Consider the following 24633-nt stretch of genomic DNA (forward strand, 5'->3'; position numbering starts at 1 on the left):
GGTTTCTTAACAGTTCTCCTTTCCATGATAAAAATGCTAACCCCGCTGCTGCCCCTCATGCTGTGGGCGGCGGCTCCTGCTCTGGCCCAGACTACTTCTGCCGCCCCGGCCAACGTGGAAATTGCGATGCCCCGCGACAGTGCCCGCCGGTTCTTCGGCAGCTACCAGTTCGAGCCCAACTTCACGATGCGCATCTTCAGCGAAAACAACAAGTATTATGGGCAGCGCGTGGGCGATGCGGAGCGGTTTCAGCTTTTTCCCAAACAGGCCAACCGGTTTTTCCTGAAAGCAATGCCAGCCGAGCTGGAGTTTGTGCGCGATGCCGCCGGCCGCTACCAGACGCTGGTGCTGCACCAGGGCGGCCACGACATGCGCGCCACCCGCACCCAGGCCCAGCCGGTGGAGCTCTACGACACGGTGCTGCACCTCGACAGCCTGTTGTATGGCGCTTACAACCGCCGCGACCTGCCGGCCCTGCTGGCTTACTTCGCGCCCACGCTGGAGTTTTACCACGACCAGACCGGCTTCACGACTTACCCGGACAATGCCCGCCGCTTCAAGGAAAACTTTGCCAAGCCCACCCGGATGCGGCGCGAGCTAGCCCCCGGCAGCCTCGAAGTATACCCCATTGCGGGTTTTGGGGCCATTGAAATCGGGACGCACCGCTTCTACCAAACCGACCCCAGCCAGCCCGAAAAGCTGGTGGCCGAGCCCCGCTTCGTGCACGTGTGGCAGCTGGCCAAGGGCCGTTGGCAAATTGTGCGCATCGTGAGCTACGACCATTGAGTGTGGCGGCAGCTGTAATGCCCGGCGCACCCGCGCGATTCACCCAATAGCTTTTTGCTGCTGCAGCGGCTGCAAGTGCCGCCGTCGCCGTAGTTTCGCCGCCGGGCCTGAAATCCGCCCATATATTCCGTTTTTTCTGCAACTCTTTTTTCACTCTTTCTGACTTCTATGTCAAAACAACTTCCCCTCGCCGTCGCGCTGTTGCTGACCGTCGGCACCGTTTCGGCCCAATCGGGCAAAGTCAAGGTCAAGGTGAAGCCTGGCCGCACCGAGGCGGCCGCGCCCGCCCTACCGAGTACGACCCCGGTGGCTGCCGCCGCTACCGACTGGTCGCTGCCCTACGCCGCCACCATCACGCCCGCTGCGCTCAAAGCCGACCTTGATGTGCTGGCTTCGGATGCCTACGAGGGTCGCGAAACCGGCAAGAAAGGCCAGAAAATGGCCGCCGACTACATCGCCAAAGCCTTCGCGGCCGATGGCCTGGCCGGCCCCGTGGCGGGTTCCGACAACCCCTACATCCAGCACTTCGGCATGAAGCGCACCAAAGTCGACCTGGCCGCCAGCACCGTGAAAGTGGGCAGCCAGACCTTCCAGGGCCAGCGCGACTACTATGGCTTGCTGACTGATGCCTTCGCCACGGCCACCCCGCTGCAGCCCGTATTTGTAGGCTACGGCATCAAGGAAGACAAGTATTCGGACTTTGCCACGCCGGCCGACTACAAGGGCAAAGACGTAATTCTGCTGGCCGGCGAGCCGCTGAATGCCCAGGGCAAGTCGCTAATTGGGGCCGATGGCAAGGCCAGCCCCTACGCCCCCGCCACGCTGGAAGGCCTGGGAGCCCGGCGCAAGTCCATCTTCCCGCTCGGGGCGCGTTCCATCATCCTGGTGATGCCGACGGCGGCCGCCCATACGGCCGTGCCGAAGACGTTCGAGCAGATTATGGGCCACGAAGACCTCACCTTCGATGGCGCGGAAAAGAAGAAATCCGGCTTCAACATTATCGTGGTTTCGCCCGAGATGGGAGCCAAGCTGCTCGGCACCACCCCGGCCGGCCTCGACAAGTACCGCCAGAGCGTGGCCAAAGCCGGTAAGGCCGTGGCCTCGCCCTTCAAGCCGGTGGCCAACGCCACGGCCCAAACCAAGCTGAACACGGAGCCCTTCACCACCGAAAACGTGCTGGGCTACCTCGAAGGCGGCGACAAAAAGGACGAAATCATCGTGGTGTCGGCCCACTACGACCACCTCGGCGTGAAGGACGGCGTGGTGTTCAACGGCGCTGATGACGACGGCTCGGGCACGGTGAGCGTGCTGGCGATGGCCCGCGCCTTCTCGCAGGCCAAGAAGGACGGGCACGGCCCGCGCCGCAGCATCCTGTTTCTGGCCAACACCGGCGAGGAAGAGGGCCTGCTCGGCTCGCAGTACTACACCGACCACCCCGTGTTCCCGCTCGAAAAGACCGTAACGGACCTCAACATCGACATGGTGGGCCGCGTGGATAGCCTGCACCAGGGCAAAGGCGACTACGTGTACCTGGTGGGCGACGACCGCCTAAGCACCGAGCTACACACCCTGAGCGAAGCCACCAACCAGCAGTACAACCCGGTAGCTCTCGACTACAAATACAACGACCCGGCCGACCCCGAGCAGATTTACTACCGCTCGGACCACTATAACTTCGCCAAGCACAACGTGCCGATTATCTTCTACACCAGCGGCCTGCACCCGCAGTACCACAAGGCTACGGATGACGTGGAGTTTATCGACTTCCCGGCCATGGCCCGGCGCGACCAACTCATCTTCCACACGGCCTGGGCCCTGGCCGAACGCGACGCCCGCGTGGCGCTGAAGCCGGAGTTCATCAAAACCGGCTTCACCCCCGCCGCGGCCGACCTCGACCGTTACGCCGGCACCTACGGCAGCGGCCAGATTCCGCTCAAAATCGTGGTAACGCACGAGGGCACCGGCCTCAAGGTGCAGGCCACCGGCCAGCCCGCCATTGCGGTTGATGCCGTGAGCCAGGGCGTGTTCAAATTCGATGCGGCCGGCCTGCGCATGGAGTTCGCGGCCGACCAGCCCACGTTTAAGCTTAAGCAGGGCGGCGGCGAGTTCGAGTTCAAGAAAGAGTAGCTTCCACCTTCCTTTCTGCAGAAAAGGCCCCGTCGTCGGTTCGTCCGACGGCGGGGTTTTGCTGTTATGTGGTAAGTCGTGCTGAAGCTGACTTGTAGAAACTGATATCTCAGAAGCTACACCTATTTCCTGCACAATTAGACTCATCGGATAGGGTGCTTACTTTGCAGCCTTCTTCGGCCTATGGCCACTGAATATGTACATACAGAAACTTACCATTGAAAACATCCGAGGGCTGAAGCACTTCGAGATGACCTTTCCTGATAACCCCGCCGGCTGGCACGTCATCATAGGCGACAACGGCGCGGGGAAATCGACTTTGATTCGGGCTATTTCGTTGGGTTTGATTGGGCCGAACGAGGTGAGGGCTGCGCATCCCAATTTCGCGGAGTGGCTGCGCAAAGGCGAGAAGAAGGGGTTCGTGGAATTAGCTCTACTTGGCGATAAGCAGCATGACTTTGTCACCAAGTTGGGCAAGACGGGCAAACTGACCTCGAAGGTGCTGCTACAGTCTGCCAACTCACTTAGTGGCCTGCGGGGTGGCACGCCACTAGTAGAAGCCATCGCGAACGACCACGCCAAGATATCGCCCGACAAATATCTCTGGAGCAGTACCGCAAAGGGTTGGTTCTCGGCGGGATTTGGCCCTTTCCGGCGGTTCACCGGAGGTGATACCGAACTTGACAAAGTATACCTGTCATCGCCCCGTTGCGGAGCTCATCTTTCGGTATTTGGTGAAGACGTAGCTCTGAGTGAAGTACTCAACTGGTTGAAGGAAATTGACTACCAGCAATTAAAAGCGAGAGAGAAAAAAATCCGCCAGAATGCTAGTCCTATCAATCTCAATCTAGCTGATGGCGACAGCTTGCCGGCTGGTTCGGAGAGTGAGATATTAGGTGAAGTAACCCAACTCTGGGAAATGGCAGCTAGGTTACGAACCAGTGGTCTATTTACCGAAGCAGAATCATTGCTTAGGCGGGCATTGGCTATCACGGAAAAAATTTCTGGTCCAGAGCATCCTAGCGTAGCGGTGGGACTTAGCAACCTAGCTTTATTGCTTCAGGACACTAACCAGCTAGCAGAGGCCGATTCACTCTTGCGCCGTGCCCTAGCTATCGACGAAACTGTTTTTGGCCCTGAGCATCCAAATGTGGCCACGGGCCTTAGCAATTTGGCCATGTTGCTTAAGGCAACCAACAGAATAGCCGAGGCCGAACCACTTATGCGTCGCGCATTAGCTATTAAAGAGACTAGTTTCGGTTCGGAACATCCCAGTGTGGCCATTGGCCTTAGTAACCTAGCCCAGCTACTCCAAGACGTGAACCGGTTGGCTGAAGCCGAGGCACTTATGCGCCGTGCTTTGTCCATTGGTGAGGCTAGTCTCGGCCCTGAGCATCCTGATGTGGCCATCCGGCTTAACAACCTAGCCTTATTGCTTCAGGACACCAATCGTATGTCCGAGGCCGAGCCGCTTTTGCGCCGTGCCCTGGCCATTGGTGAGGCTAGTCTGGGCCCTGAGCATCCTGATGTGGCCATCCGGCTTAACAACCTAGCCTTATTGCTTCAGGACACCAATCGTATGTCCGAGGCCGAGCCGCTTTTGCGCCGTGCCCTGGCCATTGGTGAGGCCAGATTTGGCCCTGAGCACCCCAGCGTGGCCATTCGGCTAAGCAACTTAGCCTTATTGCTTCAGAACACCAATCGTATGCCCGAGGCCGAGCCGCTTATGCGCCGTGCCTTGGCCATTAACGAAGCCAGCCTCGGCCCTAATCACCCCAGTGTAGCTACAGGTCTGAGTAACCTAGCATCTTTACTTCAGAACACCAATCGTATGTCCGAGGCCGAGCCGCTTATGCGCCGTGCCCTGGCCATTAACGAAACCAGCCTCGGCCCCGAACATCCTAACGTTGCCACAGTTCTTAACAACTTAGCCTTATTGCTTCAGGATACCAATCGGTTAACTGAAGCAGAACTAATTATGCGCCGCGCCTTAGCGATAAAAGAGGCAAGTCTTAATTCTGAGCACCCCGACATAGCAATGGGACTCAGCAATCTAGCTCAGTTGCTTCAGGAAACCAATCGGTTGGCCGAGGCCGAACCGCTTATGCGCCGCGCATTGTCTATCTACGAAGAAAGCTTCGGCCCTGAACACCCTAGAGTAGCTATACAAGTTAAAAGCTTAGCTCAACTAATTCAAGATACTCATGGAATAGATGCTGCTAGCGTGTTGGTTCAGCAGTATCAAGCCAAACTGGCGGCTTTGCCTGCTATATCAGTCACCGAAAGGACAACTTCTACTACTCCTAAACTGCCACTTAATGATAATGCTTGGTTGGCCCTTCGGCTGCGTGCATTTATTAACGAAAGTAGGCTTTTGCCGAACGGCACTGAGTTTAAAGAAATATCGGCCGATGGACCAGTTTTCCGCGACAGCAACGGGCAACTTGTAGCAGTTACGGAACTATCCGACGGCTTTCGCTCAATTCTAAGTCTAGCCTTTGAGTTGATTCGCCAACTCGTTCGAGTATATGGCTTAGCCTCTGTTTTCCCGCTCAACGGAAAGAGTGGCGTAATTGAATTACCGGGCGTAGTACTCATTGACGAAGTGGATACGCACTTGCATCCCACTTGGCAGACACGCATTGGCCAGTGGTTTACTGAGTGCTTCCCCCAAATTCAATTTATTGTAACCACGCACACCCCTCTTATTTGTCGGGCCGTGGGTGAAACATCCGGCAGTATCTGGCGACTTCCCGCTCCTGGGCAAGGCCAAAAACTAGAAGAAGTGACGGGCTCAAGAAGGCTGCAACTGCGGCTGGGCAACGTACTTGATGCTTATGGCACCGGCCTATTTGGAGGGGAGGAGGTTGAACAATCAGCCGAAGCCGCTGACCTGTTCGCCGAGCGCGCTCGCCTAAGCGCCCGGGAATCGGCTGGCAAAGCCTCGCCGGAGGAATTGAAGCGCTTACGCGAACTACGTAACCTATTCTCCTCGGTCGATGCTGAAGTTGAACTCTGATTCTCCGGGAACAACCACGCTCCAGCATCTGGCAACCCAACAAGCCACCATTGATGCACTACCAGTTGGCCAACGCCCTGCGATGGCCGAAACACTTTGGGATGCAAAAAATAATATTGGGAGTGGAGGGAAAACCGCATTCGCGGAGATTAAGCAGACGCTATTGGAAATGTGCGTTGGGACGGAGCTATGCAACTACTGCGAGAGCAACGAAGCAAGCGACATTGAGCACATTTACCCCAAATCATTCTTTCCGGAACGTGCCTTCACATGGCTGAACTATTTACTGGCTTGCAAAACCTGCAACACCCACTACAAGCTCGACAAGTTCGCGGTATTCACCCCGGCGCTTTCGGCCAATGCGACTACCATGCAGCGCAAGAAGGTGCCAACTTCTACCGACGCGGCCTTTATCGACCCGCGTGTAGAAGACCCATTGGTTTTCCTAGCCCTCAACTTCACGAACCAATCCTTTTTCTTAGAGCCCTGCCCCAATCTGACAGACCCGCGAGATATTGCCAAAGCTACCCACACGCTCAACGTATTGCAAATCGGAAAAAGAGCAGCATTGGCTGCAGCACGAAAAGCAGCTTTTCGTTTTTTTCAAAGCCGGTTAGAGCGCTATCGCGATGTTCGTGATTCCACTACACTTGCCGACCTCGAACGCCTCGTTGAAGACCCTGACTTGGTGGACACTGCCAATACTTTTGCGGCAGAGCAACAGCAGATGCTAACGGCCTTGCAACAAAGCATCCTAAGCCACGCCCACCCGACCGTTTGGCGCGAAATGCAGCGACAACGTTTATCGCTGCCCAAAACCAACACGTTGTTCGCAGCCGTGCCAGAAGCTTTGGCGTGGCAATAGCTTTAAGGAAGTTTTATGGTCGTTACACCCGATTTATTTAAGTAGCCGCGAGAAACCACCGCCGCAAAGCCGCTCCAACGCACCTGGAGCGGCTTTCTGCTGCTTCAGATGCAGGCGCAACGGCTTTCCCAGGCCGGCACAAGGCTTTTTCAGGTCTGGAAAAGCCTTTGCTAATGCTGGCGAAGTCTTTTCCAAGGCCCGACAAGTCTTTTGCGAAGCTGGTGAAGTCTTTGTCAAGGCTGGATAAGCCTTTACCAATGCCGGCAAAGCCTTTATCAGCACGGGTAAAGTCTTCGCTACCCCTGGTAAAGGCTTCGCCTGCTTCGGGAAAGAGGCTGCCGGAGCTGGCGAAGCCCGAGGAGCAGGATGAAAAGGGGTTGCCCGGGCCGGCGCGGGCGCTACCGGCCCGGGCCATTGGCCGGCCGCTGCCCCAGGAAGCCGGGCCGGCGCGCGCAGCCCCGTGGCCGCCGCCAGCGCCGCCCGGCGCGGCGGCCGAAACGCCCGGGCCGGGGCAGCGAATTGAGGGCCATGGGACTTGGCAATCAGCCGGATATTCAGTAGTTTGCAACAGCCAGGCCGGGACCGCCTTCTATCCACCACTTTTTCCCTTCCCTCTACGAACATGGCAACTCAACAACGCGAATCGGCGGAGCACGCCGACGCCACCAAACGCATGAATGGCCTGAAAGCCATCGACTCCACCGGCCAACTCGACCTGGGCAACGGCCACACCATCGCCTCCTACCAAGACCAGATGGATACGGTGAAAACCAACCTCGACAACTACAACAAAGCCCGCAAGGAGCTCGATGCGCTGAAAAACACGCTCGACGCTTCCGAAGAAGTACTACGCAAGAAGTCGAGCGCCATGCTCACGGGCGTGGGACAGAAATTCACGAAAGACAGCAGCGAGTACGAGCAGGCCGGCGGCGTGCGCGAAAGCGACCGCAAGAAGCCGACGCCCAAAGCCAAGACCACCAAACCCTGATTTCCCGACTGGTTTTGGCTGGCCGCCGCTTCTCCCACCCGGGGGAAGCGGCTTTTTCGTTCCCGGCCCTGCCTACCTTTGCCCCGTTATGCAAAAACCGAGTATTCCCAAGGGCACCCGCGACTTTGGCCCCGCGCAGGTGGCGCGCCGCCAGCACATTTTCAACGTTATCCGCCGCACGTTTGAATCGTTTGGCTTCGCGCCGCTCGAAACACCGACGCTGGAGAACCTGTCGGTGCTGACGGGCAAGTACGGCGACGAGGGCGACCAGTTGCTGTTCAAAGTGCTGAACTCCGGCGACTTTGCCAAGGACGTGACGGCCGATGACCTGGCTACCGGCTCGAAAGCCCTGCTGCCTAAAGTGGCCGAAAAGGGCCTGCGCTACGACCTCACCGTGCCCTTCGCCCGCTACGTGGCCATGAACCGCGGCACCCTCACCTTCCCCTTCAAGCGCTACCAGATGCAGCCCGTGTGGCGCGCCGACCGCCCCCAGCGCGGCCGCTACCGCGAGTTTTACCAGTGCGACGCCGACGTGGTGGGCACCGACTCGCTGCTGTGCGAAGCCGAAATCGTGCTGATGATGGCCCAGGTGCTCGGTGGCCTCGGCCTGCACGATTTCACCATCAAAATCAACCACCGCGGGGTGCTGCGCAACATCTATCAGGCGCTGGGCGGCGAGAGCCGCGAAACCGACCTGTTCGTAGCCATCGACAAGCTCGACAAAATCGGGCGCGACGGCGTGAACAAGGAGTTGCTGGAGCGCGGCTTTTCGGAACCCACTATCGAAACCCTGTTTGCACTGCTGACGGTGGAAGGCACCTACGAAGAGAAGCTGCAGCGCCTGCTGGCCGGCTTCGTCACGGCCGGCGTGGAGCCCGACGGTGCCCGCCCCGACGCGGCCGACGAGGACGCCGCCGCCAACTACCGCGGCCTCACCGAGCTGGCGCAGGTACGCGACCTGCTGGTGGCCTCGGGCTTCCGGCAGTTCGACCGGCTGGAGTTTGACCCCACGCTGGCGCGGGGCCTCTCTTATTACACGGGCTGCATTTTTGAAGTCAAAATCAACAACGTGCAGATGGGCAGCGTGAGCGGCGGCGGGCGCTACGACAACCTCACCGGCTCGTTCGGGCTGCCGGGCGTGTCGGGCGTGGGCTTCTCATTCGGCGTGGATAGATTATACGACTGCCTGGAGGCGCTGGACCTGTTCACCGTGACGGGCGAAACGCCAACCCGCTGCCTCATCACCCACTTCGACGCGGAGAGCGGCCGAGCGGCCCTGCCACTGCTGGCGCAGCTACGCGCCGCCGGCATACCGGCCGAGCTCTACCCCGATGCCAAAAAGCTGGGCGTGCAGTTCAAATACGCCGATGCCAAGGGCATTCCGCTGGTCCTCATCATGGGCCCGGAGGAAGTAGCGGCCGGCGTAGTGAAGGTCAAAATCATGCAAACCGGCGTGGAGCGCGTGCTCCCGCTGGGCGAAGTGGTAGCGGCCCTCACGGCGGAGTAAGTACTTAGCCAGCCCAAAAACAGGAACGTCATGCTGAGCTTGTCGAAGCATCTCTACCGCGTAAGTAATTCATTTACTACTGCGGTATAGACGCTTCGACAAGCTCAGCATGACGTTCTGCTTTTTTCCTTCCTGTCTTTATTCCACCACCACGCGCCGGCTCACCTCCTGCCCGTCCATAGTGGCCCGCAGCACATACAGCCCCACCGGCAGCCCGCGCAGCGACAGTGGCATTGCCGCATCCGCAAACGCGCGCACCAGCCGGCCCTGGCCATCATATAGGTGCAGGCCGGTGGGCCGGTCGGCCGCCGGGAATTGCAGCTTCAGTTCCGTAGCAGCCGGGTTGGGATATACTACGAAGCCCAATGCCTCAGCGGCGCGCTCGCTACTGAGTAGCGTACCGGAGTTCTGCATGCGGCCCGCGACGATATCGCGCCCCGTGGGAGCCGCACCGGGCGACGACCAGTACACCTGCACAGAGCCGTTGGGCTGGCCCACGGGCACGTAATCAAGCTCATAAGGACGGTTGTCGGCCACCGAATGAAGGATAACGCCGGGGGCCGCGAACGCGAGGCTGCCGGTGGGCAGGATTTTCTGGGCGCGGAAATTGGCCGCATTAGTATCGGTGCTGTAGAAGGCCATGACCGAGCCGTTGTCGGAAGGTGCGAGCTTGGGCCGGGGATAAGCGGCCGACAAAGAATAAACGGGCACGCCGTTGGGGTCCCAGGCCAGAGCACCGGCAGCGTCGATTTTTTGAGCGTAACACTTGTAATCGAAACTACCCGAGCCGCCGCGGGCGTCCTCCCAAATCATCCACAGCGCGTTGTTGTGCCAGATGGCGTAGGGGTTGGTTTGATAGGCCGGGTCGGTGCTTAGGGCCACGTAGCCCGCACCGGCCCAGCCCAGCGCGCCCGAGGGCAGCACCTTCGACACCAGCGGGTCGCCGCCGTTCGACGTCCAGGCCACGTAGAGGTTACCGGCCGGGTCGATGAGGGGCTGCCAGTCGGAGCCGCGCCCCGACGCCCCACCGGCTGAAATCGTAGTGTAGTTGGCCCAGGTGGCGGCACCGGCCGCGCTGAAGTGCTGGGCATAAATGGGCGAGCTAAACCCGCCGGCGCTGGCCACCATATAAAAGCCGTCGGCCCCGTCGCTCACCGTGTGGTAATAATCGGAAGCGAAAATGCTGTTGGGCGATACCACCACCTGCCGGTCGTTGTTGGGGTAGCTCAGCACGCCGGTCGGGCCGATTTTATTGAAGGTGAAGCGAGCGCTGCCGCCGTTCAGGGCCAGGGCGTGGGTGATGGTGGCGCCCGTGCTGGTGGGCACAATGTTGAGCCCCTGCTCGCTTTCGTAGATGACCGTGGGCAGCGTGCGGTAGGCCACCACCGTGGGAATGGACCATTGCTGGTCGCCGTTGGCGCTGTAGAACTGGCAGCGCACGGTGTCGCCGCCCACGCCAAACGCCCCCTGCACCCAGGCCACCAGGTAGCCGTACTGCCAAGGGACCACCTTCATCCCAAAAATGTCGCGGCTGCCGGTTTGGAACAGGCGCTTGCCGTTGGCCGCCAGCAGCGGCACCCCGGCTGCGTTCAGGTGCTGGGCGTAGATGCCGGTGCCGAGGCCGGAATTATTGCCATTGCGCTTGTCAATCCAGACCACGAAGGAGCCGCCCGCGCCATCGGCCACGGCCTGCACGCCAAACTGGTTGCCGGGCGCATTGCTCACGAATTGCGAAGCGGCCGGCGTGGTGGAAAACTGCGCCCGGGCCGGGCCGGCCAGCAGCCCAAGCAGCAGCAGCCCCCAATGATACGGAAGCCGCAAAAAGAGTCGGAAAAAAGAAGGTGTTTCCATAGTTTTAAGCAGAAAGAGGTGAGAAAAGCGCGGCCCCGGGTGGGAAACCAGCTACAATATACCACATATCATATATTAATCAGCCGCCTGAAAGCATGCAAAGACCCAATGCGCTATCGTGCCCTACGGTGGGCGGGCTGCCGAAATACCCCTAGTTTTGCAGCCACCCCCAACCCACCCGTTTCCCCCGCAATGCCCACCCACATTATTTCGCCCGCGCAGCCCCTCACCCTGGCCGCGCTGGCCACCCTGCTGGCCGACGGCCGCCCCGTGCAGCTCGGCGACGACGCCAAAGCTCAGATTGCCGCCTGCCACGCCTACCTGCACCAGCGCCTGGCCCACGACGACAAGCCGATTTACGGCATCAACACCGGCTTCGGCTCCTTATACAACGTGGGCATCGCGCCCGACGAGCGCGCCCAGCTGCAGGTAAACCTGATGATGTCGCACGCCTGCGGCACCGGGGCCGAAGTACCACAGTACCTGGTGCGCCTCATGCTGTTCCTCAAGGCCCAGAGCCTGAGCTACGGCCACAGCGGCGTGCAGCCCGCCACCGCCGAGCGGCTGGTAGCCATGTACAACCGCGAGCTGCTGCCCGTGGTGTACGAGCAGGGCAGCCTGGGCGCGAGCGGCGACCTGGCCCCGCTGGCTCACCTCTGCCTGCCGCTGCTGGGCCTGGGCGATGTGAACTATCAGGGGTATCGACTTAAAGCCGCTGACGCCATGAGCTTGTTCAGCTGGGAGCCGCTGGCGCTGCAGGCCAAAGAAGGCCTGGCCCTGCTGAACGGCACCCAGTTCATGCTGGCCTACGCCGTGGATGGCGTGCTGCGCGCCCAGCGCCTGGCCGATGCGGCCGACGTCATCGGCGCGCTTTCGACCGAAGCCTTTGGCGGCTGCACCGACCCGTTCAACGAAAACCTGCACCGCATCCGGCCGCACGCCGGGCAGGTACTGGTGGCCAAGCGGTTGCGTGGGCTGCTGGCCGGCTCGGAGCTGCAGACGCTGCCGCGCCACGCCGTGCAGGACCCCTACTCCTTCCGCTGCCAGCCGCAGGTGCACGGGGCCTCGCGCGATGCGCTGGCCTACGTGGCCCAGGTGGTGGAAACCGAGTGCAACTCCGTGACCGACAACCCCAACATCTTCCCCGACGAAGACCTGATACTAAGCGGCGGCAACTTCCACGGCCAGCCGCTGGCCCTGGCGCTCGACCACCTGGCAGTGGCCGTGGCCGAGCTGGGCAGCATCTCGGAACGCCGCACCTACCAGCTGATTTCGGGCCAGCGCGGCCTGCCCACCTACCTGGTGGCCGAGCCCGGCCTGAACTCGGGCCTGATGATTCCGCAGTACACCGCCGCCGGCATCGTGAGCCAGAACAAGCAGCTCTGCACGCCGGCGTCGGTCGACAGTATCGTGAGCAGCAACGGCCAGGAAGACCACGTGAGCATGGGCGCCAACGCCGCCACCAAGAGCCGCCGCGTGCTCGACAACGCCGAGCAGGTGCTGGGCATTGAGCTACTCACGGCTTGCCAGGCGCTGGCCTTCCGCCGGCCAGCCCGCAGCTCGGCCGCGCTCGAAGCGGTGTATGCGGCCTTCCGCCAAGAAGTGGAATTTGTGGGCCGCGACCGAGTGCTTTATCCCGACCTGCACCAAGCCGCCGCCTTCGTCCGTAAGTTTGACTGGGCGGGGGTGCTGTAGCGCCAACTTTGCAGTCCGCGTCCCCACGCCGCCAGTTCGTTTCGAGACGCGAACTACAAACTGCGCGCTACCGCCCATCCAGAGACGCGATTTTGGCCGGTGGCGCGTTAATGCCGCAACTGCTGCTTATGAGACTTTTGAAGTATTGCTTTTTCGTCACGATGCTGCTGTGGATGGCAGGAACTGGTGTCGTGCGGGCGCAGTCCTGCGTCAGCTCCAACCCACCCGCATGCACGTTTGAGCTTATTGATGATAATGGCTTGTCAGTAAATGCCCTATGCGTCGGAAAGCGGGTCAAATTCCAGCCCTGTGCAAGTCGCGACAGTCGTATTTATAAGAATGATATTCGCTATGGCGTCCTTCCCGGTGTTGGCACCACCTTCATCAATTCTACTCCGCTCACCTGTACGCCAAACCAAATTTATCCGGCCTACTACACGCCCACTCTCGCCGATGTAGGCATGGTGACCGTGTCGGAGCTTACGAACGACAACGGCAGTAAATATTACATCCGCACTTTCCGGGTCTACGACACCACGCCGCCGCCCTTCACCATCGCGCCCTGTCCCACCGGCTCGGCGTTGGTCACAGTTACGGATACTAAATTCGATTCTTACCTGGTACAGGCGGGCAGCGGCGTTCCGCAGGCCATTACCCGAAATCAGCCAACTGTTTTATCCCTGCCGCCCGGCACGACGACCATCACCGTAAACGGCCGCTACGCCGTGCCGGAAGTGTGCGAAGGCGTGAACACCCAACCCATTCGGGCGGCCGCCGCGCCGGTCAAGCCAGTCTTCAGCAGCCTCACGCTGGCCGGGCCGTTGCCTGGTGGTGCAGCCACGCTCATCGTTAGCCAATTACCGGCCGATTACCAATACACCCTGCAAATTGCCGACGGCAGCGCCCCCGGCGGCTTTCGCGACGTGGTGCCAGTAGCCCCGGGCAGCACCAGCCTCAGCCTGCCGGCCCCCGCGGCGGGCTGCTACCGGCTGGCGCGCACCGACTTGTGCGGCACCAGCCCCGATGCTTCGCCCCTCATCTGCACCCTTAGCCTGAGCGGCACCTCCAGCAACAACCGCAACCAACTGCTGCTGGCCGATGCCGGCTCGGGCAACACGTATTCCGTGACGCGCAACGGGCAGGCTATTACCACGCTCACCCCCATTCTCGGCGGGCTGGAAGATGCCGACGTGCAGTGCGGCAGCAAGTACACCTACGTGGTGACGGCCCGGCAGCCCGGCGGCGGCGATGCTGTTTCGAACCCGGTGATTATCACCACCGTGTCGGCACTGCCGCCGCAGCAGCCCAGGCTGGTAGCCAGCTTTAACCTGCGCAACGTGGTGGAACTGACGCCGCTGCTCACGCCCCCGGCCCTACCGGCCGGCAGCAGCCTGCGCTACTTCCGTACCACTGGCATCACGACGACCGATTTCGGCACCGCTACTACCCTGCGTGCCCCCCGCGACTCGGCCGAACTGGAAGTTTTGCGTGCTGCCCTGCCCTGCTACACCGTGCGCCTGCTCGACGTATGCGGCAATGCCTCGCCGGTAAGTGCGCCAGCCTGCCCCAGCTTGCTTACGGCCACCGCCGCCGGCCCCGATGGCACCGCCGCCGACCTCACCTGGACGCCGTTCAGCGGGCCCGAACCCAGCCAGCCGGCTATATACACGCTGCAGCGCCTGAACCCCGATGGCACCGTGCGCAGCACCCAGCCCGTGAATGGCAGCACCTATTCCGACCTCGCCACCACCAACGACCAAACCATCCGCTACCGCCTGCAAATCAGCGGGGCGGGGTTGCCAGCCGGCATGTTCAGCTATTCCAATGTGGCCAGCGTGACGCGGCAGCCGAGCCTCACCATTCCCACCGCCTTCACGCCCAACGGCGACGGCCTGAACGATGTGCTCGAAGTGAAAGGCCGCTTTCTGGGCAACTACACGTTTGTGGTAGTCGACCGCAATGGGCAGGAGGTTTTCCGGGGCACGCAGCGCAGCGACGTGTGGGACGGCCGCATTGCCGGCCGCGCCCCCGTGCTCGGCAGCTACGTGTGGCGCTTCCAACAGCCGTCCGACGACGGTCAACCGTTTGTGCGCTCGGGCGCGGTCACGATTTTGAAGTAAAATCTGGCCCGCCCACCAACTTTGTGGGGAAATTCCGTATCCATTTACAGGGCCGGGCATCCTTTTGGGCCTGCCCGCTGTTCACAGGCTACGGACAACCAATAACTGACAACTAGCAATATGGCATTCGATATCACCGGCATGATGGGCAAAGTGAAAGAGCTGCAGGACAAAATGCAGCAGGCCCAGCAGGAAATCCAGCACCTCACCGCTACGGGCGAAGCCGGCGGCGGCCTGGTGCGCGCCACGGCCAGCGGCCACCGTAAAATTCTCAAGCTCGAAATCGACGAAAGCCTGCTCACCCCGCAGGACCGCGACATGCTGGCCGACCTCGTGGTAGCTGCCGTGAACAAGGCCCTTGACGAAGCCGCCGAACTGGCCGCCCAGGAGCTGAAGCGCAAAACCAGCGGCCTGATGCCCAACGTGCCCGGCCTCGATTTGAGCGGTTTTGGGGCCTAACGCTGCGGCCACCGGCGGCGCCTGCGCCGACGTGGCCATCGTCATTCTGAACTGGAACGGAGCGGGCTTTCTGGCCCGCTTCCTGCCGGGCGTGCTGGCCCACGCCGACGGCGCGCGCGTCATCGTGGCCGATAATGCGTCCACCGACGACTCCATCGAGCTGCTGGCCCGTGACTTTCCTACCGTGGAGTTGCTGCTGCTGGAGCGCAATTTCGGCTTCTGCGAAGGCTATAACCAGGCACTGGCGCAAGTCGACAGCCCGTTTTTCGTGCTGCTGAATTCCGATGTGGAAGTGACGCTGGGCTGGCTGCGCCCCCTGCGCGGCCTACTCGAAGCTAACCCGCGCATCGCCGCGGTGCAGCCAAAAGTATTAGCTCACGCCGACCCCACGCTGTTTGAGCACGCCGGCGGCGGGGGCGGCTACCTCGACCGCCTGGCTTACCCCTTCTGCCGCGGCCGCCTGTTCGACACGCTCGAAAAAGACCTCGGCCAGTACGACGACCCGCGCCCGGTGGCCTGGGCCAGCGGGGCCTGCGTGCTGTTGCGTCGCGCCGCCTGGCTGGAGCTGGGCGGCTTCGAGCCCGCTTTTTTCGCGCACATGGAGGAAATTGACTTCTGCTGGCGCCTGCAGAACGCAGGCCACGAAGTGTGGTATCACGGCGGCAGCGCCGTGCACCACGTGGGTGGTGGCACCCTGCCCAAAACCAACCCCCGCAAAACCTACCTCAACTTCCGCAACGGCCTGGCGCTGCTCTACAAAAACGCCGCGCCCGGCGAGCTGCTCGGCCCTATGTTTCAGCGCCTCGTGCTCGATGGTGTAGCGGGGCTGCGCTTCCTGCTGGCTGGCGAGTTTGGAAACTTTCGGGCGGTGCTGCGGGCGCACTTCAGCTTCTATGGCAAGCTAGGCTACTGGCGCGCCCGGCGGGCCGCGGCGCGGCCTCACCTGCGCGTGCGCGACCGGACCGGGGTATACAACGGCAGCTTGGTGTGGGCGTATTTTGCCCGGGGCAAACGCAAGTTTTCAGAGCTGCGCCTGAAATAGATTACGGGCCGCTGTCATTCCGACGCAGAAGGAATCTGAACAAAGGTATTCTCACAAATTCACTCAGATTCCTCCTGCGTCGGAATGACAGCAGCCCTTTTCCGAAGTTAAATTTGCCCCTCCGCCAATCCCGCTTCAATCTCAAAATGAAAAAACCACTCCTCCTGCTCGTTGCCAGCCTTTTGCTGATTCTGACTTCGGTGGCCCCGGCAGCGGCGCAGTGGTTTCACCGCATCGGCCACGTGGCCAAGTCGAAAACCAAAAAATCGGAGCACTCCAACAAGCGCCTCAAGCACGCCGATAAGCACAAAACCAAGAAGCGCAACCCCAAGCACGACGAGCGCCAACGCCGCAGGGAGGCCAAGCGCCAAGAGAAGCGTCGCGCCGAAGGCCCGCGCCTGCAACCAGCCGCCAAGGAGCCAGAAGCTGCTCCCGAACTGGAGAAAACAACGCCGTAAGTAGTTGGTAACGCGCTACTACAAATCCCACACGGTGCTGCGCTGCTGGCGCATGGCCCGGCGCACGTTCATCCAGAATGCCCCGGCGAAATAGAGCACAATGGGCGAGCCAAACGTGAAAAAGGAAGCGTACACGAACGACAGCCGCACGCTGCGGGTGCTGAAACCCCACTTCTGGGCCAGGGCCGAGCAAAGGCCGAAAGACTGCGATTCGAGGTAGTCGGTGAAGCGTTTCATGAGCAAAATCGGCTAGCGAAAAACAGTTTACTTGGGCTAAGATAAGGCATTGGCCGGGCCAGGGCAAGCTGGGCAGTGTAATTTCGCCGGCCCGGTTTCGACTAATTCAACGGATTTTTCGTTGTTAGGGCTGGATTTTATTTTCTGGTTTGCACGATTTGATGCGTATTTCTTTGCGGCCGCTGGCCCACGGGCTGCTGGCCGCCACCGCCGGGCTGGCCGCTTGCTCCCCCCTGCCCAAGGTGCTCAAGCAGGCCGAAACCGGCCGCTCCGTTGGCACCCGCCCGCCGGTGCTCACGGCCTCGGGCGAGGCCGTGCCTTTCGAAGTAGTGGCCCGCGTGCCCGCCGCCCACCTGCGCAAGGGCGTGGCCTACGAGTTGCTGCTGCGCTACCGCTACGAACACGGCCTGCGCGAAGACACGCTCGGCCGCCTCACCTTCACGCCGGGCAACTACGTGTACGACGACGAGAACAAGAAGCTACTCGTCGCCACCCAGCGCTTCACCATCCCCAACACGCCCGGCCGCAACCCCGGAGAGCTGCTGGCCCACGGCCAGGTGCGCGAGCTGAAGAAAAACGGCAAAACCCTGCGCTCCGCCGACGATGTGCGCGTGGCCCGCGGCATTGCCGACCCGGCCCGCCTCGTGACGCGCGAAGACACCGTGCTGGCCCTGCTGCCCGAAAAAGCCAGCAACGTGATGAGCGGCACCCGCGTGCTGCCCTTCTTTTTCGATGAGAATGCGTGGTTTATCCGCGGCTACCTGGGCACCAACGTGCAGGCGCTGGAGGACCTCATTGATGCCAACCAGCACACCCGGCAGGTACTTATCATCGCCGGACACTCGCCCGACTCGACCGACGCGCACAACCGCCTGTTGGCCAGCAAGCGCGTGCGCATGCTGCTCTATTATTACAAGCAGCGCGTCAAGAATTTCTCGTATCTGAATAAGAATGAGGCCATTCGTTTCGACACCCTGGCCTACGTGCGCAAGTGGGACACCTTTCTGCAGAAGGTGACGACCTCAGCCCTCAAGCCCGACCAGATTGACTCCGTCGTCACCATCATCAACGACACCAAGGGTAGTTTCGAAACCAAGGAAAAGGCCCTGCACCGCCTTTCCTACTTCGATTACATCGAGCAGTACATCTACCCCGTCCTACGCTTCGGCACCGTGGCCGTGACGTACACCGCGCCGCCGCGCTACAATTCGGAGCTGTACCTGCTCTCGAAAAAGATTGTGGAAAAGCAGACCGAAGCTGACGCCCTCACGCCCGAGGAACTGCGCTATTCGGCCAACCTCACGCCGCTGCTGGCCGAAAAACAGCGCATCTACGAAGTATCGGCCGCCAACACCAACAGCTGGGAAGCCTTCCATAACCTCGGTGTCATCTTGCTGCAACGCGCCGAAAAGGAGCCTACCGATAAAATCCAGAAAGCTTATTACCGCCGCGCGGCTACCAATTTCACGCTGGCCGCCCACCGCCACCCCACGGCCGAGTTCTTCTACCACGCCGCCACCACCTACCACCGCGCCGGCGACCGCCTCGAAGCCCTCCAGAACTACGACTACGCCATCAAGCTCGGCGGCGAGCGGCCGCTGCTGCGCAAAGTATTTTCCGACCGCGCCGCGCTCGAAATCGAAGTTGGCCAGCCCGACGAAGCCCTGCGCAGCCTGCAATACGCCGGCCCCAGCTACCAGAACGCCCTCAACCGCGCCCTCATCGAAGTGGGCCGCGAGCACTATGAGCTGGCCCAGGAGCAGTACCGCCTGGCCCAAACGCTGCGCCCCACGGCCGCCGCGCCCATTTACGGCCTGGCCGTGGTGGCCGCCCGCCAGAAGGACGAAGCCGCCGCCGGCACCCTGCTCAAGCAAGCCGTGGCCCTCGACCGCAACTACGCCCAGCGCGCCGTCGAGGACCTGGAGTTTCAGGATTACGCGCAGGGCAAGGTATTCAAGGAAGCGTTGCGGTAAACTTGGCCCAACGCCCCGGCTTGTCGTAGCTTTGCCAAACGGCCCAATTGCGGCTTTACCCAAACGAAAAACATGCGTCAGATTCAATTTCGTGAGGCCTTGCGCGAGGCCCTGTCCGAAGAAATGCGCCGCGACCCGCGGGTGTTCCTCATGGGCGAAGAAGTGGCCCAGTACAACGGTGCCTACAAAGTAAGCCAGGGCATGCTCGACGAGTTCGGCCCCGAGCGCGTAATTGACACCCCGATTGCCGAGCTCGGCTTCGCCGGCATAGGCGTGGGCGCGGCGGCCAACGGGCTGATTCCGGTCATCGAATTCATGACCTTCAACTTTTCGCTGGTGGCTATCGACCAGGTGATTAACTCGGCGGCCAAGCTGTATTCGATGTCGGGCGGCCAGTACTCCTGCCCCATCGTGTTCCGCGGCCCGACGGGCAACGCCGGCATGCTCAGCAGCCAGCACTCGCAGAACTTCGAGAACTGGTACGCCAACACGCCCGGCCTGAAAGTAGTCATTCCCTCGAACCCCTACGACGCCAAAGGCCTGCTGAAATCGGCCATCCGCGACCCCGACCCGGTGATTTTCATGGAGTCGGAGCTGATGTACGGCGACAAGGGCGAAGTGCCCGAGGAAGAGTACCTGCTCGAAATCGGCAAAGCCAACATCGTGCGCCAGGGCAAGCACGTGACCCTGGTGAGCTTCGGCAAGATGATGAAAGTAGCTTACGCCGCCGCCGATGAATTGCTTAAAGAAGGCATCGAAGCCGAAGTTATCGACCTGCGCTCAGTGCGCCCGATTGACTACGACACGCTCATCAACTCGGTGAAGAAAACCAACCGCATGGTGGTGATTGAGGAAGCCTGGCCGCTGGCCAGCATCTCGGGCGAGTTGGCCTACATCGTGCAGCGCCGCGCCTTCGACCACCTCGATGCGCCCGTCATCCGCATCACCTGCGCCGACGTGCCCCTGCCCTACGCTCCTACGCTCATCGAAGCCTCGCTGCCCAACGTGGCCCGCGTGGTGAAAGCCGTGAAGGAAGTGACCTACGCCAAGGCGTAACGCGAGGCTCCATCTCGCTCGCTTAACGCAGAAGGAGGCGGGAAGAATTGTCGGTCGGACAGTTCTTCCCGCCTCCTTCTGCGTTAAGCTCAACGCGACTACTGCGGTGCCTCGCTCGGCGGCCGCAACTGCCCGGCGGTAGCTTCCGATAGCTGCCAGCAGCCCCAGAGCCAGCCCGCTGCCAACGCTAGCACGGCCAATTGCCGCATCGGCCCGCCCAAGCTGCGCCACCACGCCAGCGGCTGCCAGGTGGCAGCAATGCCCGTGAGCAGCAGCAGGTGCAGCGGCAGCAGGAAGCGGCACTCCATCAGCGTGGGCAGCACAAGCAGACAGGGCAGCAACAGGGCCAGTAACACCGCACCAGGCGCAATAGCAACGAAGGCCTCAACAACCAGTGGCTGCGCTCGGGAGGTTTGCCAGCGCGCCCACGCCAGCCAGATGCCCAGCCCCAGCAAAGCATAATTTAGCAGCCGCAACGCCGCTTGGCCGGGCGGGTGCAGGCGCGTGGGGTACGGCGTGGGGTAGCGGACATCGAGGCCGTTGAACAGGTGGCGGGCATAGCGCGCAGTGCTGCTGAACGGCTGCTGGGCCAGAAACTGCAGAAACTCGCCGTAGCTGCCGAAGCGGCCGCCAGGCACCGCTGCCACCGCCCGCTGCCCCACCGAATCGGCGTAAACAAGCGAACGGGGAATGCCCGGCACGAGGCTGGTTTCGTAGCGCTGAAACGCTGTGCCCCACGCCAGCTGGCGCAGATACAACGGCTCCTTACCCGGCCGCTGGGCCAGCACCAACGGGCTGCTTTGGTTGAAATGCCGCTGATTGATAAGCAGCTGCGGCAGCAGCACCAGCGCCGCGCCCGCCACTACGGCAGCCAGTGATTTCGCAAATTGCCGGCGCGATACAAATCTGCCGTTATCCGCCAGCAGCCACAGTACGCCGGGCAAACACGCCACGTAAATGGGCCGGATATTGATTGAAGCCGCCAGCAACAACCCCGCCGCGCCGGCCCAAAGCCACCCGCGCCGGCCCAGTGCCGCCAGCCCCAGCAGCAGCAGCGCAAGGGCCGGCATATCACTAAGCGTGAAGTTAAAATAGTCGCGCCAGAAAACGAAGCCCAGCCCCAGCAGCGCCAGCCAGCGGCCGCCGCTAATTGCCCGACCGGTGGTGCGGGCCCACAGCTCCGGAATGGCGACGCCGAAAAGCAGCTCCGCCCAGCCCGCGCCCAGCACCCGCGCCCCGGTGAGCATGCTCCAGCCGGTGAAGTGGCACAGCAGCCGCGCCGGTAGCACCAGCAGCGGCCCCAGGTAGCCGCGCAGGGGTTCATCGAAAGCCAGCAACGAAAAGCCCCCGGGCGGGGTGAATTTCAGCGACAGTTCCCAGTATTCGGCCGCGTCGAAGCGGAACTGGCCGGGGCCGTAGCCGCTCAGGGGCAGGTAGGCAGCGTAGAGGGCCAGCGTGGCCAGCACCCGCCAGTACCAGGGCCACGGCGCATGGAAAAAGGAGGAAAATTTGGGCATATGCGCCGTAAAACTAGCTACCCGGCCGGGGCTGGCACGGTTTCGGCCGCGGCCCGTCCTATTCAGCCCCTACCGGCAACCGAATTGTCGCCGTACCTTTTCCATCCCACCCGGCCCGCGCGCCGCCCAACTGCTTTTCTCGCCGCATGAACCACCGCCTGCACCTCAAATTTGAGCAGCTCGAACGAGCCACTGAACGCCTGCTAGCCTCGGCCGAAGCGCTGGGCGCGGATAAAACCAAGGCCCCGGCGGCCGGCCAATGGTCGGCGGTGCAGGTGGTGCACCACTTGCTTTTTATCGAAGGCAACATCGTTCAGTACGTGCAGAAGAAGATGCAATCGGAGGAACTGCTGCCCAAAATCAGCCTTTTTACCCGGCTGCGGGTGCAGTTTGTGCGCCTGCTGCTGCGCCTGCCCGGCCTCAAGTTTAAAGCGCCGCGCGGCGTAGCCACCCTCACCGATACCGGCGAAGTGCCCACGCTGCCCGAAATGCGCAAAACCTGGGAAGCCTCGCGCCGCCAGCTCGAACGCCTGCTCAACGAATTCCCCAGCCGGCAGCTGAACCGGGCCGTGTTTCCGCACCCCCGCTCGGGCCGCATTACCATTTATCAGGTAATGGAGCATCTGGTCGACCACCTGCTGCACCATCAGCAGCAAATGTCGCGCATCACCAAGGCCCTGCGGCCGGCCGGGGCGGTACGTACTGCCGACGCGCAGGCATAATCGTTGTCATGCTGAACGCAGTGAAGCACCTTACTACGTTTGAACGGTTTGTTCAGGCGTGATAAGGTGCTTCATTGCGTTCAGCATGGCTATAAAATAGCCGAGCGTTACTTCACCGGAGCCTCGTATAGCGGCAATGCCCGGAAGCTGTCGGCCAGCACGACCGGTGGGGTAGTGAGCTTGCGCTTGTCAAGGTCGAGCCAGGCGCCATCGACGGCCACGGTGGCGGCCACACGGCCATCGGCCTTGTAGATGGTATGGGTTATGCTCCAGCGGGTACCGTCGTCGTTCACGCTGCGTAGGCGGCTATCCACGCGAATTTCTTCGCCGATGTGCACTTCTTTCAAAAATACCGTTTCTTCACGGAACAGAATGGGGCCGAGGCGCAGCCGGGCAAATTCCTTGATGTCGTAGCCCCATTCAGCCAGCAGCACGAGGCGCTGGTCGGCGGCATAGTCGGCGTAGGCGGAGTGGCGCATGTGGCCGTTGGGGTCCATGTCGGCCCAGCGGGTGCGGTAGGTAATGGCGTTGGTCATTCTTTGGTTGTTAGTTACAGGTTGTCAGTTGTTAGCGTCCTATTAGCAGTTTTTTTACTGATAACAACCAACCGACAACTAAGCGCCCATGGGCATCAGACGCACGAGGTACTGGTCGTTTTCGTCTTCGCTGAGAAACTCGGCGGTGTAGCCGGCGGTTTCGGCCGCGTCGTTCAACAAGGCCGCATCCACGAACAGCCAGGGGAACGGCTCGCCCGACTTGCCCTGGTAGCTGAGGGTGTACTCGACTTCGCCATAATACGGGCCATTGAGGTTGATAACCAGCGCGCCGTCCTCGTCTTCGTAGAGGTAACGCACGTCGGAAGACGTGGCCAGAATCTGGCCGCCGGGGGCCAGCAGCGTGCGGGCGTGGGCCAGAAATTTATCGAGGCCTTCGAGGGTACCGGTCAGGCCCAAGCCGTTCATCAGCAACAGAATGGTGTCGTACGGCAGCTCGGTGGCGGGCAGCGGGGCAAATAAGTCGTGGCGGGCTACTACCTGCACGCCGCGCTCGGTCATCACCTGCGCAGCCCCGGCCGATATGTCCACGGCCTTCACGAAATCGAAGCCGCGGCTTTGCAGCTCCAGGCTGTGGCAGCCGGCCCCGGCCCCGAGGTCGAGCACGCGGCCGCGGCTTTCGTCGAGGGCCAGGCGCTCCAGCTCAGGCATTTGCATGAGCGTGCGGAAGAAATAGGAGGCCGGCAGCGGCTCGTCGTCGGCGGCCGAGCAGTGCACCGTCACGGTGGCTTTGGCTTTGCCGTGGTGGTAATCCAGCAGGGCCTGGCCCAGAATGTCGGGAGCGGAAGTTGTGGTCATAAATCGAGGAATGAAAGCGGGCCGGTACGGCCGGAGCAGCACATTGCCACTGCTCATACGGCCCCGCAGGGCCGAGGCCGGGCAAAATTACCCAAAACTTCGCGCCGGGTGCGGCCGTTTGGCTACTACTCATCATTCCAACCCTTGCCATGCTGCCCGCCAAACTGCGCAAAGGCCAGCTGCCCACCAAAATCTGCGTTACCTGCGGCCGCCCGTTCGAGTACCGCAAAAAGTGGCGCGCCAATTGGGACGAGGTGAAGTACTGCGGCGAAAAGTGCCAGCGCAACCGCCCGGCCGCTGGTGGGGCTACTGCCACGGCAGCATAAGGTACGCCCGCAGTCGCTGTATCTTTTCGGCACCATCTGCCGTTCGCGAACCCAACAGCTGGCTTTGCTGCCTCTCCTTTATTCCGCTTACCCCTCCCCGCTCATGGCCTCCAACCTCGACTACCTAGACCCCTCGCTTCTTCCGCTCGAAGAAAAAGTAAACGCTTACCTCGAAGCCGAAAAATCGTTGCGGCACGCTACCCAGACCAATTCGCCCAGCGCCAACGGAATTTCCGAAGACCCTGGGCAGCTACGCCAGCAGCTTGCGCAGCTGGAAAGCGAAATTATTGCCCTGCTTCCTACCCGGGATGAGTGGGTGAAGGTGAACCTGGGCTATGGCCCCAGCCGCGTCGGGGCCTGGCAGGTGCCCGCTACGGGCAGTGAGCCCGCCCGTTACGAGTTGCGGGTGGTGCATTGATTAAATGGGTGAATTGTTGAATGGGTGGATGGGTGAATTGTTGAAATAGGACAAGTTAGTTACAAACCGTTTTGCCCATTTCAACAATTCACCCATTCAACAATGCATCCATCCA

21 protein-coding genes and 1 pseudogene are annotated in these 24633 nt (G+C 61.4%); 16 read left to right on the forward strand and 6 right to left on the reverse strand.

Annotation, left to right across the window (positions count from 1 at the left end; all coding sequences use genetic code 11):
- Positions 1-24: 24 nt before the first annotated feature.
- The 4 genes from MON38_RS00540 to MON38_RS00555 all read left to right on the forward strand — a co-directional run bounded on the left by MON38_RS00540 (position 25) and on the right by MON38_RS00555 (position 6797).
- Entirely contained in the window at positions 25-786 is a 762-nt protein-coding gene (locus MON38_RS00540) for a nuclear transport factor 2 family protein (protein WP_241934180.1), read from the forward strand.
- Between the two features lie 168 nt (positions 787-954).
- Complete coding sequence (locus tag MON38_RS00545; protein ID WP_241934181.1) at positions 955-2913, forward strand: M28 family peptidase; 1959 nt, start codon at positions 955-957, stop codon at positions 2911-2913.
- Between the two features lie 196 nt (positions 2914-3109).
- Complete coding sequence (locus MON38_RS00550; protein ID WP_241934182.1) at positions 3110-5932, forward strand: tetratricopeptide repeat protein; 2823 nt, start codon at positions 3110-3112, stop codon at positions 5930-5932.
- Positions 5913-6797: an HNH endonuclease gene (locus MON38_RS00555; RefSeq protein WP_241934183.1), complete on the forward strand. Its 885-nt coding sequence runs from the start codon at positions 5913-5915 to the stop codon at positions 6795-6797. Before MON38_RS00550 ends, MON38_RS00555 begins: the two co-directional genes overlap by 20 nt.
- Before the next feature lie 33 nt (positions 6798-6830).
- Here MON38_RS00555 and MON38_RS00560 read toward each other — a convergent pair whose 3' ends face one another.
- A complete protein-coding gene (locus MON38_RS00560) occupies positions 6831-7079 on the reverse strand; it encodes a hypothetical protein (RefSeq protein WP_241934184.1) in 249 nt (82 codons plus the stop codon).
- A 340-nt stretch (positions 7080-7419) separates the two neighbouring features.
- Between MON38_RS00560 and MON38_RS00565 the strand changes: the two genes are divergently transcribed.
- Positions 7420-7785: a hypothetical protein gene (locus MON38_RS00565; protein WP_241934185.1), complete on the forward strand. Its 366-nt coding sequence runs from the start codon at positions 7420-7422 to the stop codon at positions 7783-7785.
- An 88-nt stretch (positions 7786-7873) separates the two neighbouring features.
- A complete protein-coding gene (gene hisS / locus MON38_RS00570; protein WP_241934186.1) occupies positions 7874-9292 on the forward strand; it encodes a histidine--tRNA ligase in 1419 nt (472 codons plus the stop codon).
- Between the two features lie 138 nt (positions 9293-9430).
- On the opposite strand, the gene MON38_RS00575 is transcribed toward hisS, so the two are convergent.
- Positions 9431-11143 (reverse strand): T9SS type A sorting domain-containing protein, encoded by a 1713-nt coding sequence (locus MON38_RS00575; protein WP_241934187.1) that lies wholly within the window; start codon positions 11141-11143, stop codon positions 9431-9433.
- A 192-nt stretch (positions 11144-11335) separates the two neighbouring features.
- On the opposite strand from MON38_RS00575, the gene hutH reads away from it, so the two are divergent.
- From hutH to MON38_RS00600, 5 genes are all read left to right on the forward strand, one after another.
- Positions 11336-12838 (forward strand): histidine ammonia-lyase, encoded by a 1503-nt coding sequence (gene hutH, locus MON38_RS00580; RefSeq protein ID WP_241934188.1) that lies wholly within the window; start codon positions 11336-11338, stop codon positions 12836-12838.
- 470 nt (positions 12839-13308) lie between these two features.
- Complete coding sequence (locus MON38_RS22805) at positions 13309-14958, forward strand: T9SS type B sorting domain-containing protein (protein WP_241934189.1); 1650 nt, start codon at positions 13309-13311, stop codon at positions 14956-14958.
- A gap of 120 nt (positions 14959-15078) precedes the next feature.
- Positions 15079-15417, forward strand: a complete 339-nt coding sequence (locus tag MON38_RS00590; protein ID WP_241934190.1) for a YbaB/EbfC family nucleoid-associated protein — start codon at positions 15079-15081, stop codon at positions 15415-15417.
- Entirely contained in the window at positions 15407-16459 is a 1053-nt protein-coding gene (locus tag MON38_RS00595; protein ID WP_241934191.1) for a glycosyltransferase family 2 protein, read from the forward strand. Before MON38_RS00590 ends, MON38_RS00595 begins: the two co-directional genes overlap by 11 nt.
- A 146-nt stretch (positions 16460-16605) precedes the next feature.
- On the forward strand, positions 16606-16917 hold the full coding sequence (locus MON38_RS00600; RefSeq protein WP_241934192.1) for a hypothetical protein: 312 nt from the start codon (positions 16606-16608) through the stop codon (positions 16915-16917).
- 18 nt (positions 16918-16935) lie between these two features.
- Here the strand turns inward: MON38_RS00600 and MON38_RS00605 are convergent, their stop codons facing one another.
- A complete protein-coding gene (locus MON38_RS00605; protein WP_241934193.1) occupies positions 16936-17154 on the reverse strand; it encodes a PspC domain-containing protein in 219 nt (72 codons plus the stop codon).
- Positions 17155-17315: 161 nt separating this feature from the next.
- Here MON38_RS00605 and MON38_RS00610 point away from each other — a divergent pair, with 161 nt between their 5' ends.
- On the forward strand, positions 17316-19127 hold the full coding sequence (locus MON38_RS00610; protein ID WP_241934194.1) for a tetratricopeptide repeat protein: 1812 nt from the start codon (positions 17316-17318) through the stop codon (positions 19125-19127).
- Positions 19128-19184: 57 nt separating this feature from the next.
- Positions 19185-20183 (forward strand): annotated as a pseudogene (locus tag MON38_RS00615) (pyruvate dehydrogenase complex E1 component subunit beta); the annotation flags it as partial.
- 98 nt (positions 20184-20281) lie between these two features.
- Here the strand turns inward: MON38_RS00615 and MON38_RS00620 are convergent.
- The gene (locus MON38_RS00620; protein WP_241934196.1) at positions 20282-21700 is read right to left on the reverse strand and encodes a hypothetical protein; all 1419 of its coding nucleotides are present in this window, start codon (positions 21698-21700) and stop codon (positions 20282-20284) included.
- A gap of 146 nt (positions 21701-21846) precedes the next feature.
- On the opposite strand from MON38_RS00620, the gene MON38_RS00625 reads away from it, so the two are divergent.
- Entirely contained in the window at positions 21847-22422 is a 576-nt protein-coding gene (locus MON38_RS00625) for a DinB family protein (protein ID WP_241934197.1), read from the forward strand.
- A gap of 107 nt (positions 22423-22529) precedes the next feature.
- Here MON38_RS00625 and MON38_RS00630 read toward each other — a convergent pair whose 3' ends face one another.
- Positions 22530-22958, reverse strand: coding sequence for an acyl-CoA thioesterase (locus MON38_RS00630; protein WP_241934198.1), 429 nt, complete (start codon positions 22956-22958; stop codon positions 22530-22532).
- 78 nt (positions 22959-23036) lie between these two features.
- A complete protein-coding gene (locus MON38_RS00635; protein ID WP_241934199.1) occupies positions 23037-23774 on the reverse strand; it encodes a class I SAM-dependent methyltransferase in 738 nt (245 codons plus the stop codon).
- 149 nt (positions 23775-23923) lie between these two features.
- Between MON38_RS00635 and MON38_RS00640 the strand changes: the two genes are divergently transcribed.
- Together MON38_RS00640 and MON38_RS00645 are read left to right on the forward strand one after the other, a co-directional pair.
- Positions 23924-24100: a DUF2256 domain-containing protein gene (locus MON38_RS00640; RefSeq protein ID WP_241934200.1), complete on the forward strand. Its 177-nt coding sequence runs from the start codon at positions 23924-23926 to the stop codon at positions 24098-24100.
- Between the two features lie 103 nt (positions 24101-24203).
- Positions 24204-24518, forward strand: a complete 315-nt coding sequence (locus MON38_RS00645; protein WP_241934201.1) for a hypothetical protein — start codon at positions 24204-24206, stop codon at positions 24516-24518.
- The last annotated feature ends 115 nt before the right edge of the window (positions 24519-24633 follow it).

This window comes from Hymenobacter cyanobacteriorum (assembly GCF_022631375.1).
In the GTDB taxonomy this organism is placed as follows: domain Bacteria; phylum Bacteroidota; class Bacteroidia; order Cytophagales; family Hymenobacteraceae; genus Hymenobacter; species Hymenobacter cyanobacteriorum.